At 69.1% G+C, this 14,207-nt stretch carries 9 protein-coding genes, 1 tRNA gene and 2 pseudogenes; 6 read left to right on the top strand and 6 right to left on the bottom strand.

What is annotated here, in order from left to right:
- Window positions 1-156 precede the first annotated feature (156 nt).
- From dnaK to clpB, 5 genes are read left to right on the top strand one after another with little or no spacing between them, the layout of a single operon-like run.
- Window positions 157-2,034, top strand: coding sequence for a molecular chaperone DnaK (dnaK, locus tag AB0C35_RS44345; RefSeq protein ID WP_358470116.1), 1,878 nt, complete (start codon window positions 157-159; stop codon window positions 2,032-2,034).
- Window positions 2,003-2,602 (top strand): nucleotide exchange factor GrpE, encoded by a 600-nt coding sequence (locus AB0C35_RS44340; RefSeq protein WP_358470113.1) that lies wholly within the window; start codon window positions 2,003-2,005, stop codon window positions 2,600-2,602. Before dnaK ends, AB0C35_RS44340 begins: the two co-directional genes overlap by 32 nt.
- Window positions 2,602-3,546 carry a DnaJ C-terminal domain-containing protein gene (locus AB0C35_RS44335; RefSeq protein ID WP_358470110.1) on the top strand — a complete coding sequence of 315 codons (945 nt, stop codon included), beginning with the start codon at window positions 2,602-2,604 and terminating at the stop codon, window positions 3,544-3,546. The genes AB0C35_RS44340 and AB0C35_RS44335 overlap by 1 nt, the downstream gene beginning before the upstream one ends.
- Entirely contained in the window at window positions 3,546-3,890 is a 345-nt protein-coding gene (locus AB0C35_RS44330; protein ID WP_358470107.1) for a chaperone modulator CbpM, read from the top strand. The genes AB0C35_RS44335 and AB0C35_RS44330 overlap by 1 nt, the downstream gene beginning before the upstream one ends.
- Window positions 3,872-6,487, top strand: coding sequence for an ATP-dependent chaperone ClpB (gene clpB / locus AB0C35_RS44325; protein WP_358470104.1), 2,616 nt, complete (start codon window positions 3,872-3,874; stop codon window positions 6,485-6,487). Before AB0C35_RS44330 ends, clpB begins: the two co-directional genes overlap by 19 nt.
- A gap of 18 nt (window positions 6,488-6,505) precedes the next feature.
- On the opposite strand, the gene ligD is transcribed toward clpB, so the two are convergent.
- The 5 genes and pseudogenes from ligD to AB0C35_RS44300 all read right to left on the bottom strand — a co-directional run bounded on the left by ligD (window position 6,506) and on the right by AB0C35_RS44300 (window position 11,315).
- Window positions 6,506-7,459, bottom strand: a complete 954-nt coding sequence (ligD, locus tag AB0C35_RS44320) for a non-homologous end-joining DNA ligase (protein ID WP_358470101.1) — start codon at window positions 7,457-7,459, stop codon at window positions 6,506-6,508.
- 499 nt (window positions 7,460-7,958) lie between these two features.
- Window positions 7,959-9,134 carry a hypothetical protein gene (locus AB0C35_RS44315; protein ID WP_358470098.1) on the bottom strand — a complete coding sequence of 392 codons (1,176 nt, stop codon included), beginning with the start codon at window positions 9,132-9,134 and terminating at the stop codon, window positions 7,959-7,961.
- A gap of 124 nt (window positions 9,135-9,258) precedes the next feature.
- Entirely contained in the window at window positions 9,259-9,819 is a 561-nt protein-coding gene (locus AB0C35_RS44310; RefSeq protein ID WP_358470095.1) for an STAS domain-containing protein, read from the bottom strand.
- A gap of 1,072 nt (window positions 9,820-10,891) precedes the next feature.
- Window positions 10,892-11,043, bottom strand: a pseudogene (locus tag AB0C35_RS44305) (IS1380 family transposase); the annotation flags it as partial.
- Window positions 11,044-11,159: 116 nt separating this feature from the next.
- A complete protein-coding gene (locus AB0C35_RS44300) occupies window positions 11,160-11,315 on the bottom strand; it encodes a hypothetical protein (RefSeq protein WP_358470092.1) in 156 nt (51 codons plus the stop codon).
- 1,883 nt (window positions 11,316-13,198) lie between these two features.
- Here AB0C35_RS44300 and AB0C35_RS44295 point away from each other — a divergent pair.
- A tRNA-Ser gene (locus tag AB0C35_RS44295) sits at window positions 13,199-13,318 on the top strand.
- Window positions 13,319-13,805: 487 nt separating this feature from the next.
- On the opposite strand, the pseudogene AB0C35_RS44290 reads toward AB0C35_RS44295, so the two are convergent.
- Window positions 13,806-14,120: pseudogene (locus AB0C35_RS44290) on the bottom strand (tyrosine-type recombinase/integrase); the annotation flags it as partial.
- Window positions 14,121-14,207: the final 87 nt, after the last annotated feature.

Below are 14,207 nucleotides of genomic sequence, written 5' to 3'. Positions count from 1 at the left end.
ATCCGCCGCGGCAGGCGCCGAGCACAGACCTACACGGTCGGTGGATGCGCCCGACCACCTGATGACGCAGCGTCGGTCATTGAGGCGTTGCCATCTCCGGCAACGGTGCACGTCATCTCACCGGAACAGCCCGTGAGAACCATCGGAGGGAACCTGATGGCCAGAGCAGTCGGCATAGACCTCGGCACCACCAACTCGGTCATCGCGGTGACCGAGGGCGGTGAGCCCCGGGTCATCCCCAACGCGGAAGGCGCACGGACGACACCGTCCGTGGTGGCCTTCACCGAACAGGGAGAGAGGCTGGTCGGGCAGTTGGCCCGGCGGCAGGCGATCCTGAACCCGAAGGGCACCATCACCTCGGCGAAACGCTTCGTCGGGCGACGCTACGACGAGATCGAGACCGAGAAGGACGCGGTCTCCTTCGATGTGGTCGCGGGGCCCGACGGGACGGCGCGCTTCGACGTGCGCGGCAAGCAGTACGCGCCGGAGGAGATCTCGGCGCTGGTGCTGCGCAAGCTGGCGGACGACGCCGGCAAGTCGCTCGGGGAGAAGGTCACCGAGGCGGTCATCACCGTGCCCGCCTACTTCAACGACGCCCAGCGGCACGCCACGAGCGACGCAGGCAAGATCGCCGGGCTCGAAGTCCTGCGCATCATCAACGAGCCCACGGCGGCGGCGCTGGCCTACGGCCTCGACAAGAAGACCAACGAGACCGTGCTGGTGTTCGACCTGGGCGGCGGCACGTTCGACGTCAGCCTCCTGAGCATCGGCGACGACGTGGTGGAGGTCCGCGCCACCTCCGGGGACGGCCATCTCGGCGGCGACGACTTCGACCGCCGGATCGTCGATCACCTCTCCGACGAGTTCCAGCGGGAGAACGGGATCGACCTTCGCGCGGACCCCCAGGCCCTGCAGCGTTTGTTCGAGGCCGCCGAGAAGGCCAAGGTCGAGTTGTCCACGGTGACGCAGACACAGATCAGCCTGCCGTTCGTCACGGCGGACGCCAGTGGCCCGAAGCACCTCAACACCTCGATGATGCGCTCCACGTTCGAGCAGATCACCGCAGACCTGATCGAGCGCTGCGTCGGCCCGGTGGAACGGGCGATGAGCGATGCCAAGGTCACCGCCGACGACATCGATGAGGTCATCATGGTCGGCGGGTCCACCCGGATCCCCGCCGTGCAGAGCCTCGTCCGCCGGCTGACCGGCGGCAAGGACCCCAACATGTCGGTCAATCCCGACGAGGTCGTGGCGCTGGGCGCGGCGATCCAGGCCGGCGTCCTCAAGGGCGAAGTCAAGGACGTCCTGCTGCTCGACGTCACCCCCCTGTCGCTCGGCGTGGAGACCATGGGCGGCGTGATGACCAAGATCATCGAGCGCAACACCACCATCCCCGCCCGCCGCACCGAGACGTTCAGCACCGCAGAGGACAACCAGAACGCGGTCGACATCGTGGTCCTGCAGGGTGAACGGGAACGAGCCGCCGACAACCGGGTGCTGGGTCGCTTCCGGCTGGAGAACATCCGCCCCGCGCCGCGCGGCGAGCCGCAGATCGAGGTGACGTTCGACATCGACGCCAACGGCCTCCTCAACGTCTCGGCGCGTGACCAGGACACCGGCGCAGAACAGCGCATCACGATCAGCCAGAGCTCCAACCTCGACGAGAGCGAGGTCGAGCGCATGATCGCCGATGCGGAGCAGAACCGGCAGGAGGACGCCCGGCTGCGTGCGCAGGTCGACGCGCGCAACGAGCTGGACTCGGCCATCTACCAGGTCGAACGCCGCCTCGCCGAACTAGGTGACGCGGTGCCCGTGCACGAGAAGGCGCGGGCCGAGGGGCTGATCGAAGACGCCCGGCAGGCCATCAAGGAGGAGGCGCCGCTGGACCGGCTGCGCACGCTCACCTCCGAACTCCAGCAGATCCTGCACGGCTTGGGAGCGGCCACCGGAGCGGGCGCGGGCGAGCGTCCCGCTGGGGCCACGACGGAAGGCTCGGACGAGGATGTCATCGACGCCGAATTCACGACGGACTGAGCAGACCGGGCAGTCGGCCGGCCAGGACCGGCCGACCGATCAGCCCGAGCACGCCGACCAGCCCGAGCAGGGCCACGGACGGGGAAAGGCCGCCGAGGCGGCCGATCGGGATTCCGGCGAGGTCGAACGGCTCAGGGCGCGGGTCGAGGAACTCGAGGATCTGCGGCGGCGCGCGCTCGCCGATCTCGACAACCTGCGCAAACGCATGACGCGTGAACTGGAGGCGCAGCGCCGTGCCCAGCGGGCGGAGGTCACCGCGGCGTGGCTGCCGGTTCTCGACGACCTCGAACGCGCCCTCCAGCACGCCGAGTCCGACCCGGCGAGCGTCATCGAAGGCGTTCGCAGCGTCCGGGACAGGGCCGTGGCGACGTTGCGCGACCTCGGCTACCCGCGCCGCGACGACCTGGGGGTCCCGTTCGATCCGACCCGGCACGCGGCGGTCGCCGTGCGCACCGACCCCGACGTTCCGCCCGGCACGGTGGTCGAGGTGCACCAGCCGGGCTACGGGGACGACGAGGACCAGTTGCGTCCGGCGCTGGTGTCGGTGTCGGCCAAGGCCGGTGACTGATGGCCGTCCAAGATCCGTACGAGGTGCTCGGGGTCTCCCGGGACGCCGACCAAAACGAGATCCAGCGGGCCTACCGCAAGCTCGCCCGTGCCCATCACCCCGACATCAACAAAGACCCCGGAGCCGAGGAGAAGTTCAAGGACGTCTCCGAGGCCTACGCCATCCTGTCCGATCCGGAACAGCGCCGCCGCTATGACGCCTTCGGGCCCGACTTCCGACGGGTTCCGGAGGACGTCGACCCGGACATGTGGGCGCGCTCCCGGGCGGGTGCCGCCGCCGGACGCGCCGGCCCCTACGCCACCACAGGCGGCGTCTACACCGGCGGGTTCGGCGAGGACATCGACCTGGAGGAGCTGTTCGGCGGGATCTTCGGCGGCCGCCAGCGCGGCGGCGGCCGCTGGTCCTCCTGGTCGCCGTCACGCGGCGCCGACCAGGAGGCCGAGATCGAGGTGAGCGTCGAGGAGGCGTACCAGGGGACCAGACGCACCATCACCCTCGACCGTCCGGAGGGCCCACGGAACCTCGAGGTCACCGTTCCCGCCGGTGTGACCGACGGCCAGCGCATCCGGCTGGCCGGCCAGGGCGGGACCGGCGACACCGCCGGAGACCTCTACCTGGTGGTGCGGATCACCCCACATCCCCGCTACCGCATCGAGGGGCGCGACGTGTACACCGACCTCCCGCTCGCTCCGTGGGAGGCCGCCCTCGGCACGACGGCGGGACTGCAGACGCCAGCCGGCGAGGCCAAGGTGAAGGTGCCCCCCGGCACGTCCAGCGGGCGGCGGCTCCGGCTGCGCGGCCGCGGGCTGCCCAACCCCCGCGGCACTCCGGGCGACCTGTTCGCCGAGGCCCGCATCGTGGTGCCGCCCGAGCCGTCCGAAACGGAACGCCGACTGTTCGAGGAGCTCGCCTCGGCGTCGCCGTTCGATCCGAGGAGATCGTAATGGAACATCTGCTACCCGGCACGGTGTACGCCATCATCCCGGCCCGCCCTCGGCGGATGGATCTCGACACCTTCGCCGACGCCGCCGGAATCCATCCCGAGCTGGCCCGCCGCCTGGTGCGTCTCGGCCTGCTCGACCCCGAACGCGATCCCTCCGGCCGGCTCTGGTTCCCGCCCGCACAAGTCGCCGCGTACGCACGCCTCGAACGCCTGCGGACGGGACTCTGCCTTAACTACGCCGCGCTGGGACTGGTGGTCGAACTACTCGACCGCATCGCCGAACTCGAGCGGGAACTGCGCACCCAACACCACACCGGAGGCCGAACGTGGACCCGAACCGCCTGACCCAGAAATCCCAGGAGGCCCTTCACGACGCCCAGACCAAGGCCCTGCGCTTCGGGCACGTCGAAGTGGACGGCGAGCACCTGCTGCTCGCCCTGCTCGACCAGGCCGACGGGCTGATCCCGCGGCTGCTCAGCGAGGCGAAGGCCGATCCGGCACGGTTGCGCGAGGCGCTGGAGGCCGAGCTGGGCCACCGCCCGAGCGTGAGCGGCCCGGGCACCGAGCCCGGCAAGGTGCTGGTGACCCAGCGGCTCTCCCGCCTGCTCGACATCGCCCAGCAGGAGGCCGAACGGCTGAAGGACGACTATGTCTCCGTGGAGCACCTGGTCATCGCACTGCTGGAAGAAGGCTCGGCCACAGCGGCGGGCCGGCTGCTGGACCGGCAGGGCATCACCAGGGACTCCTTCCTGGAGGCCCTCACCCGGATCCGCGGCCACCAGCGGGTGACGTCCGCCATGCCCGAGGTCGCCTACGAGGCGCTGGAGAAGTACGGCCGGGACCTGGTCGCAGACGCCGCGGCAGGAAAACTCGACCCCGTCATCGGCCGGGACGCCGAGATCCGCCGTGTCGTCCAGATCCTGTCCCGCAAGTCCAAGAACAACCCGGTGCTGATCGGCGACCCCGGCGTCGGCAAGACCGCCATCGTCGAGGGGCTCGCCCGGCGCATCACCGACGGCGACGTCCCCGAGGGCCTCCGCGACAAGACGATCTTCAATCTGGACATGGGCTCGCTCGTCGCGGGCGCCAAGTACCGGGGCGAGTTCGAGGAACGCCTCACCGCCGTGCTCAACGAGGTCAAGGCGGCCGAGGGCCAGATCCTGCTGTTCGTCGACGAACTCCACAACGTCGTCGGCGCGGGCGCCACCGAAGGGGCCATGGACGCAGGCAACATGCTCAAGCCGATGCTCGCCCGCGGCGAACTTCACATGATCGGCGCCACGACGGTGGAGGAGTACCGCAAGCACATCGAGAAGGACGCGGCCCTGGAGCGGCGCTTCCAGCCCGTTCCGGTGAACGAACCCACCGTGGAGGACACCATCTCCATCCTGCGCGGCCTGCGCGAACGCCTCGAGGTCTTCCACGGCGTGAAGATCCAGGACGCCGCCCTGGTCGCCGCCGTGACGCTCAGCCACCGCTACATCTCCGACCGGTTCCTGCCGGACAAGGCCATCGACCTGGTCGACGAAGCGTGCGCCATGCTGCGCACCGAGATCGACTCCCTGCCCGCGCCACTGGACGAGCTCACCCGCCGCGTCACGCGCCTGGAGATCGAAGAGGCCGCACTGTCCAAGGAGGAGGACGCGGCGAGCAAGACCCGCCTGGAGAAACTCCGGAGCGAACTGGCCGAGCTGCACGCCGAGGCCGACTCCATGCGCGCTCAGTGGGAGGCCGAGCGCCAGACGCTCCTCAAGGTGCAGGCGCTTCGTCAGGAGATCGAACAGGTTCGGCAGGAGGCCGATCGGGCCGAGCGCGACTACGACCTCAACCGTGCCGCGGAGTTGCGGCACGGCCGGCTGCCCGAGCTGGAGCGGCGGCTGCACGCCGAGGAGGATCGGCTGGCCAGCAAGCAGAACGGAGGCCGGCTGCTGCGCGAGGTCGTGACCGAGGAGGAGATCGCGGCGATCGTGTCCCGCTGGACGGGCATCCCGCTGAGCCGTCTGCAGGAAGGCGAGCGAGACAAGCTGCTCAGGCTCGACAAGGTCCTGCACGAGCGCGTGGTCGGGCAGGACGAGGCCGTCCAGCTGGTGTCCGACGCCATCATCCGCGCCCGCTCGGGCATCAAGGACCCGAGCCGCCCCATCGGCTCGTTCGTCTTCCTCGGCCCCACCGGCGTCGGCAAGACCGAACTGGCTCGCACTCTCGCCGCGGCCCTGTTCGACACCGAGGAGAACATGGTCCGCATCGACATGAGCGAATACCAGGAGCGGCACACCGTCAGCCGGCTGGTCGGCGCGCCCCCCGGTTACGTGGGATACGAGGAGGGGGGCCAGCTCACCGAGGCCGTCCGGCGCAAGCCCTACTCGGTCGTGCTGTTCGACGAGATCGAGAAGGCGCACGGCGACGTCTTCAACACGCTGCTCCAGGTGCTCGACGACGGCCGCCTGACCGACGCGCAAGGCCGCACCGTCGACTTCCGCAACGCCGTCATCATCATGACGTCCAACATCGGGTCGGAGCATCTGCTGCAGGGCGTCACCTCGGAGGGTGACATCGAGCCGGACGCACGTGACCGGGTGATGGGCGAGTTGCGCCGCCATTTCCGTCCCGAGTTCCTCAACCGGGTCGACGACATCGTCCTGTTCAAGCCGCTCACGCTGCCACAGATCGAGCAGGTGGTGGACCTGATGTTCAACGACCTCCGCTCCCGGCTCGCCGACCGGCAGATGCGCCTGTCGATCGATGAGGACGCCCGGCGGCTGATCGCCGAGCAGGGCTTCGACCCGGTGTACGGCGCCCGCCCGCTCCGCCGCTTCATCGCCCGGGAGGTCGAGACCCGCCTCGGCCGCGCGCTCATCGCGGGGGACGTCCGGGACGGCGCGACCATCCACATCACCGTCGCCAACGAGGAACTGAACGTCCGCTACGAGAACCCGGAGTGACCGGCCGGGCGCGCCGGCCTATTCGCGGCGGACTTCGCCCGGTTCCTTGTCCGTGCGGAATCCACGCCAGCTCGGGTGCCGCAGTCGGCCATCGCCGGTCCACTCCGTGAAGACGACCTCACCGACCAGCTCCGGCCGCACCCAGCGGGCGTCCCGCGCATGCTGAGGGGGCACGTTGGGAACCGGCGGGTCATCCTGCCGCAACGGTGCGAGGCGCTCGGCGAGGTCGTCCAGGATCGCCTCAGTGAAGCCAGTGCCGACATGACCGGCGTATCTCAGCCGTCCACCCTCATCGTTGACGGCCAGCAGGAGCGCGCCGATCCGGTCGGTGCGGCGGCCCTCACCCGGCTTCCAGCCGACGACGACCACTTCCTGCGTCCGGATGTTCTTCGTCTTGGTCCAGTCCCGATGCCGTCTCCCCGGCCGGTACGGGGAGTCGACACGCTTGGAGACCACACCCTCCATGCCGAGACGGGACGACTCGGCGAAGACGTTCGCGACATCGTCGTGGGAAGTGGTCGTCTTCCATCGCGGCCCGTACAGCCCGAGCCCCTGGAGAACCCGGCGCCTCTCGGCGTAGGGCAGGGCGATCTGCGACTCATCGCCGCAGTGCAGCACATCGAAGATCATAAAAGAGACGGGGTTGGACTGGGCCAGGGCCTGGATGCGGTGCGGCTGACGCAGGTGCATCCGTGGGCCGAGCGCCTTGAACGACGGCCTGCCGTCCGGTCCGAAGGCCACGATCTCCCCGTCCAGCACCACCGGCACGTCGACCGTGGCGGCGAGCGGGGCAAGTTCGGGCCAGGCGACGGTGATGTCCCTATCGTTGCGCGACATCAACTGCAACCGTTCGTCGCGGATATAGGCGACAGCGCGGACTCCGTCCCACTTCAACTCGGCCGCCCAGCCTTCCATGGTCGGCAGTTCCCCCAGCACGGCCAGCATCGGCGAATACATCGGCAGGCTCCCCATCACCACGACCTACCACCAGCGGGCGGCGGGATGCTGGCCGACTGCAATAATCGGGGAAATTCCGCTTTCGTCCGTCCAAAAAAACAGTCGGCGAAGGTAGAGCCTTCCACGTGGATACGGCCGCTCCCAGCGCGGATCCGCGCCAACGTCGGCTGTGCCCTGCTCGCCGGGAAGTGTCCGGGACGACGCGGTCATATACTGGGCCCCAGCGGGCAGGCGTGACACCGGTTCGCCGCGGGGGACTGGACCGTAATGCGTCGCCGGTCAGCACCACGGGCACCAGCACGATCGTCAGTACGAAAACGGCCGCATAAAGGCACAGCACACCAATCAGCAACGTAGCCGGAGTGAACCTTTTCAACGTGCGTTGAGCCCCGATCCACAGAAGGCGAGCGGGCGCGGCGGCACTACCTGCAGGTCCAGGGGATCGGTGATGCCGGGGCCTTACGGCGACGGCGCGGGCTGGCCGAGGCCGCCGTGCTGATGGGCCTGCCTTGACCTAGTTTCCCTTCTTGTCCGGAGAGCGGCGACGGGCTTGGCGTTCACGTTCCCGGGCGCTGTAGGTGGCCTGCCGTACCGCTTCCTCGGTGTCCAGGCTTGAGCCCAGGGCGCCGGCGACGATGCCCATCGACGTCGCCAGCCACACCAGCTTGGCGTAAGAGAAGGCGTCTGCGGGATGGCTGAGCTGGGAGGAGAGGTAGCTGGAGTCGATGACGACGAACGCCGTTCCCAGGGCGGCCACGTACAGCAGCATGTACATGCAGCTCACACCTATGGTGAGGGTGAGCAGTGTGGAGGCGTTGTACAGCACGGCTTCCTGGCGGTTGCGGCTGCCGGCGGGCGGGTCCCACAGGTGGTTGTAGAACAGCAGCCAGGCGACCATGGCGCTGATCGCGAGCACGGTGATCAGTGCGAGTCGGGCGGGTGCCAGGGCATCGGCCATGTTCCAGATGCTGGAGTAGAAGATGCCGAACGCCGCGGTCGCCGCTGCGGCGGCGGTCGCGCTGGCCAGATGTGGCACCAGCCGCCAGGGGCGGTTGTTGCGCACCATTCCGAACAGCAGCCTCGCCCGTCCCCGCATCCCGATCAGTACCAGCGAGGTGTCGATATCGGCTTGCGGTGCGTGCTCTTCGCGTACCGGTGAGGCCCATTCGCCGGGGCGGCGCAGCAGCCGTCCCCTGCGGGAGCGGGCGACGGCCTGGGCGGCGGCCGCCGCCCGGGCGCTCTCGCGCTGCTCGCCGCCTTCGGGCCGGTACATCCGCCGCACCAGGTACAGCAGTGTTTCGGTCACATGCCGCCGCAGCCGCAGGCCGCCGATGGCCGGCAGGCTGATCAGCGCCACCCCGTTGCGTGTGCTCAGGTCCGCGACGACGGGGGGGCCGTCGAGCGCTCGGGGGAGGTCGGTGAGGTACACCAGCAGGTCCCATTCGGATTCGGGCATGCGCCGGGCGGCCTCATCCAGCAGCGGGAGTGTGCCGTCCTCGTCCAGCGGCAACTCCTCGTGGGCCACCTGCACGTGCCACTGCACCGTGTCGGTGACCCGCTGGGGCAGCAGTGCTTCCAGCCGCTGCGCTCCGATCGCTTCGGCAATCTTACTGGGCAGCCCCGGATCGGCCACCACTCCCAGCCGCAGCCGGCCGCCGTCGGACGACCGGTCCTGTTCCGCACTCGGCACGACGTCTCCTTCGCTAGCTTGCGGTCCTGCGCGCGGCCCGCGAGCCGACGGCCTGGCGGGCAAAAATGGGGACGCTCCTGATCGCCCGTATCCGTAACCGCCCGTACCCGAGATCGTCTGCGCCTCACCGGAGGCTTGGCTGTAGCAGTCCCGGCCTCCCGACGCTGCCGTGTGCAAGGGGGCGTTGACCTTGGATGTTTCGCGCCGGTCGGCGGTTTCGTTGGCGCTGGCGGCCGCCAACGGGCGGTCGGGTTGAGGCCGCGGGGCGCCGGGGCGATGCTGCCCGGGTCAGATGGCCGCCCGCGTGCGCGGAGGCCGACAGGGCTGGACGCCCGGTTCCTTTCCCGGCGCCGGCCGGTCTGGTGACGGTGGCGGAGCAGTCCTGGGCGATCTGGTTCACGGCGCGCCGCAGGGTGTGAGCGACGTCGATGCGGCGGTCCAGGCCGGTCCGTTCCAGAATCCGGCGGCACACTCCTGGTGGCCGGGCGACGATCAGATCGCCGTGGCAGGTGCGGGCGGCCTTGCAGATCGCGACCAGCGCGCCCAGCCCGGCGGTGTCGCAGAAACTCACCTGGTCCAGGTCCACCACGATCCGCGGCGGACCGGCCGCCGCCGCCGAGATCACCTGCTCGCGCGGCGCATCGGCGGTGAAGCGGTCGATCTCGCCCTCGACATGCACGACCATGCAGTACCCGGCGCTCTCGCCCCGGAGCCCCGCAGCCGGTCTTCGGTCCCTCGCCCCCAGGGATCAGACATCCGCATCGCCTCCGCCTTCTCGCCGATCCGCATCAAGGTCCTGCCGCCTACCCCCGTGCCGCCAGATCATCCATGGTCACCGAAAGAGATTAATGGAGCGTGATCTACGGAACTCTGCAGTGGTCGAGGCGTTGCGTTCTTCGGACGTTCAAGTGGGCGATCTGGTCTGGTTCGGATCGGTGGAGGCAGTGGCTTCAACGGGCGGGCGTTGGCGATGCCCTGGTGAGGCCGATGCTCGTTGTAGAAGGTCTCGAACTCGCGGAGGGCGTGGAGCACGACGAACCCGTGCCGCTGGTTCCAGATCAGCGTTCGGTCGAGCAGTTCGCGGCGGCAGGTCTGCACCCACCACTTCATCACCGCGTTCATCCTCGGCATCCGTACCCCCCGTCAGCCCCCGTCCCACGCGGCCCACCACTTCTGACCAGGACAAACACGAGATTGCCCCGGTTTGCCTCCCCACCCGGTTCGCCCCGCTTCGTCCCTCTGTCTGCTCGATGTTCGCACGCGGGCTTGGGCTGGGCTCATCGCGGCTACGTCTTCTCCCGCATCGATGACCGAAACCGCGCCAAGCGCCTCGTTGGCTCGCCCAAGTGTCGGCGGTGTTGCAGCCGAACGAGAGCTCGCGAAGACCGGGGGCGGTCTGGGGCTCCCTAATGTTATGGGGCCACTGACGAAACTCCCCGACCAGCAGCGAGGCGGGTCTCGTCGAGCTTGAATTTCACAACAATCAAGATCATCTTTCATTTGGCGCGAAGCAGAGCACTACTGCCTTGCCGTAGCTGCGAGCCGACCGCGCAAAGGACGGCCGTGGCGGTGCTGGGCGCGCCAGCATGGGCTCACGTTGGGCCCATGCCTGACTGGTTGCCCTCGTCGAGCAGTGCCTTCAGTGGCAGGTCAGCTGTGGTATCCGACCGTCGCGCCGGGTGGGCGGGGTCCACGGGCCCTGCGGGTCTCCTTCCTGGTGTTGACGAGACGGTTCGTGCTGGTCAGGGCGCCGAGAGCATCTGCAGGCGCAGCCACTTGGGCTCCCAGCGGCGGGCGGGGCGATCACCGAAGGCGAACATCTGGGCCCAGGCGGTCAGGTCGGCGGCGAGCGCGACGAGTTCGAGCCCGACCGGCTGGCCACGGCACCATGCAGGGGCAGGTTGCGCAGGCGCCGGGGGCGTGCTCGCCGGCCGGTGCGCGGGCGGACGGGTAGGCCTTGCGGACAGAGGAGGGCCCCGATGGCCACAGCGTGCGGATTTGGGCGAGCCGTCACCGGACGCCCCCTCACCGCCCCACCGGGCGGCTCGTCGTGACCAGCCAAGAGGAACAAGCCACCGTCTCCAGCCCGCGCAGCACGATGAGGTGGTAGACGGCGTACAGCCGATGGCTCCGGATGCCGTTGAGGAACCGGGCGGTCTGCGCGACCGTCCACACAGCCACGCTCGGACGCCCTCCAGGCGCCGCCACTGCTCAACCCGACCCGCAGTCCACACCACCGCACGCGGCCGCCGCGCCGATTGAAGCACCACCAGCGACGCCGGGTTCTCCTCGATCACCCCCGCCCGCAGCGCGGCATTCAACGCCGCACGCAACGTCGCTCGAATCCGGTGCAGCGTCGCCGCCGTAACCAGCCGTCCTCTCTGTTCGTGGTCGTGCGCGATCGTGGCCAGCATCCGCTCCACCTGCCCGACCGACACCTCCGCCACCAGCAGATCACCCAACAACGGGGTTAGATAGCGCTCCACGTGATCGGCGAAACCGGCCACCGTCGACGCCGCACCCGGATGGTTCGCCAACCACCGCCCCAGCCACTCCGCCACCGTCACCGGACTGCCCGTCGGCCCACGCAACCGCCGCAGCTCACACCCCAGTCGAGACAACACCACCTCGACCAAGGCAGACGTCACCAATGCCACCCGCTACGTCCGCTCCTGCGCGATACCGGCGACCAGGCCATCGGGCCCGGCGGGCAGCCGTCCGGGCCTCGCCGGACCACACACCCCGCAATCTTGGCGAGTGTGCGAGCAGGTTACGGGGGTGCGGCGTGGTGAGGCAGTCCGCCGGGCGCGGTCGGGCGTGCGCTACCGGCAGAAGCCGCCGTGAGGTTCCCGCCGCTGTTGGGGCCATGGGGTGCGGGCCCGTGCGGCGGCCGCCGCGGCGGGGACGGTGCCGCCGGTGGCTTCTGCGCGGCGTGCTGGGTGCGCCCCGCGTGCTCAGTGGCGGCGCGGCGGGCGGGCAATGTGCGCGGAGACGGCAGGGCGGTATTGGTCAGCGCGCAGAGCGGCGCCGGCCTCGGTGGTCAGGCCGGCCGCGCGTTCGGGAGCGGTGCCCTTCCGCCTTTCCGCCGCCCGCAGGCCCGCGGGCGGCGGACAGAGCGGCGGCCTGGTCGGCGAGGGCCTCGCGGTGGCCGCGGGCGGTGCCTGCCCCGGGATCCAGGGGTGGGACGATCACCCTCCGAACGCAGGAGAGGGTGATCGGTTCGGGCGACCCCATTTACGACTGCTCCGGTGGGTCCGGTGGCGGCAGGCTGCGCTCAGATCGTTCGGACCAGACCTCACGGTCGGGTCGCAGGTCCAACAGCAGATGAAGGACGGCCAGAGCGGCGTGCTGACGACGCTCGGAACCAAAGATCGCAACCATGGTGATGGTGGGCGATGAGCGAGACCAGCACGGCAGCCGCCGCGACGATGAGCGTCGCAGCAACCGGTCCGACGGTCAGATAGGCGCCCACGGTGGCCGCCAAGGCCAGCGTGGTATTCACGGCACGCGGAACTCTTCCCACAAAACAGGGCCTCCCTGGCTACTGAACTCCAAGGAGGCTCATTTTCTATAAGAGTCACCCGCCGAACCCTGAACCAAACCCTCTTCTCAAGATTTCTGTCCGCCCGGCCGTCCCAGGCTGGATTACCAAGGGACGACCTTCGGGTTGATGAACCTGCGGACCACCCCACCGAAGAGGAGGCCACAAGGCCCGCCTGCTCCTTGACGATAAATGGTCTCATCCGCTTCCTGAACCGGGTGAGGTCCGGGAGTGCAACTCGGCCCATCCGTCGTCACGGACGTGGGCCTGGCACCGGTGGCCCAAGTTCGCCTGCCCGGAACCGACCTCCATGACTCCGGCCTGCGAGGCACGAACCTGCAGGGCGCGAACATAGCGAAGCGGACCTGCGGGGCCATGAACCCTGCACTCACCGAAAACTCCGTCCGTACAGATCAGGCGAGACCGCCGCCGAGCAAGCCACAAGATCACCACCGACCCATGGCGGCTCGTTGTCGGCTCGGCGGTTTTAAAACGAATCGGCATGCAGTAACATTGGACAGCAGGGAAATCGGGCGAGATGCGGACGGTTCGGCATACAATGACACTGTGAAATCCGTTCCGACACGACAATTTCGGACTTTTAATCCGTAGGCTGTGGGTTCGAGTCCCACGCGACCCACCACCCCTGACCAGGGAAAACACCCTCCTTCGGGCGCGCTGGGGATCATGCCTGGGGCCAGGATGAGGCCCTCCTGGGGACGAGGATGCAGACACAGAAGCCCTGCAAAGGGCTCCTCTTCCTCAGGTCGTCGTTCGGGCAGGTTGGATCCCGCACCGACCGGTCGTCGGGTGCGGAAACGGTATGTGGTTGTCCTTTCCCGGTCGAAAATCTCATGTGGGGAGCCGAAGCTCTGCGTCGCGTGCGAGCCGCTACCACGCGGGAGACTGCGCGGCCGGTCTAGCCCGGGTCTCGCACGCGTGCGCACGTTCATCCTGCTGGTGCGCTTTCGGGGCAGCCGCGCCTGTCCGTTGCGCGGGACGCACCGCTTGCGGCGGGTCGGGCCTTTGCCGCGGCGGCGGTTGGTGCCGGGCACGATGCCGGCGGCGTGCATGAGCAGCGCGGCGGTCTTCTCGGCTGCGGTGTGGGCGACCTGGGGTAGGACGCTGGTGTAGGTGTCGGCGGTCAGCACGATCCTGGAATGCCCCAGCATCTCCTGCACCACCTTCAACTCCACCCCCGCGGCCAAGGCCAGGGTCGCGGCGCCGTGCCGCAGATCGTGCAACCGGATCGGCGGCATGTCCTGCTCAGCGATCAACCGCTGGAATTGATGCGTCAGCCACCCCGGCGACACCGGCTCACCGTTGAGATTGGTGAACACATAACCGCTGTCGCGGTACTCCTCGCCGAACGCCTCCTGCTCGGCCCGTTGCCGACTCCGGTGAGCCCGCAACGCTGTCACGGTGGTGCGGTCCAGCGCGATCACCCGGTTGCTGTGCGGCGTCTTGGGCGCGCACGCGGTCAGCCGGCCGTTCCTGCGCTGCACCTGCCGGCAGATCACCGCGGTTCCTGC

The organism is Spirillospora sp. NPDC048819, from assembly GCF_040650055.1.
Taxonomy (GTDB): Bacteria; Actinomycetota; Actinomycetes; order Streptosporangiales; family Streptosporangiaceae; genus Spirillospora.
This window is presented reverse-complemented; position numbering and strand designations above follow the sequence as displayed.

Bases quoted from the DNA above. Each gene is read 5' to 3' on its own strand.
- dnaK (WP_358470116.1), top strand. From the start codon at position 157: ATGGCCAGAGCAGTCGGCATAGACCTCGGCACCACCAACTCGGTCATC.
- AB0C35_RS44340 (WP_358470113.1), top strand. From the start codon at position 2,003: ATGTCATCGACGCCGAATTCACGACGGACTGAGCAGACCGGGCAGTCG.
- ligD (WP_358470101.1), bottom strand. From the start codon at position 7,459: ATGGGGAGCCTGCCGATGTATTCGCCGATGCTGGCCGTGCTGGGGGAA.
- AB0C35_RS44335 (WP_358470110.1), top strand. From the start codon at position 2,602: ATGGCCGTCCAAGATCCGTACGAGGTGCTCGGGGTCTCCCGGGACGCC.
- AB0C35_RS44310 (WP_358470095.1), bottom strand. From the start codon at position 9,819: ATGGTCGTGCATGTCGAGGGCGAGATCGACCGCTTCACCGCCGATGCG.
- AB0C35_RS44330 (WP_358470107.1), top strand. From the start codon at position 3,546: ATGGAACATCTGCTACCCGGCACGGTGTACGCCATCATCCCGGCCCGC.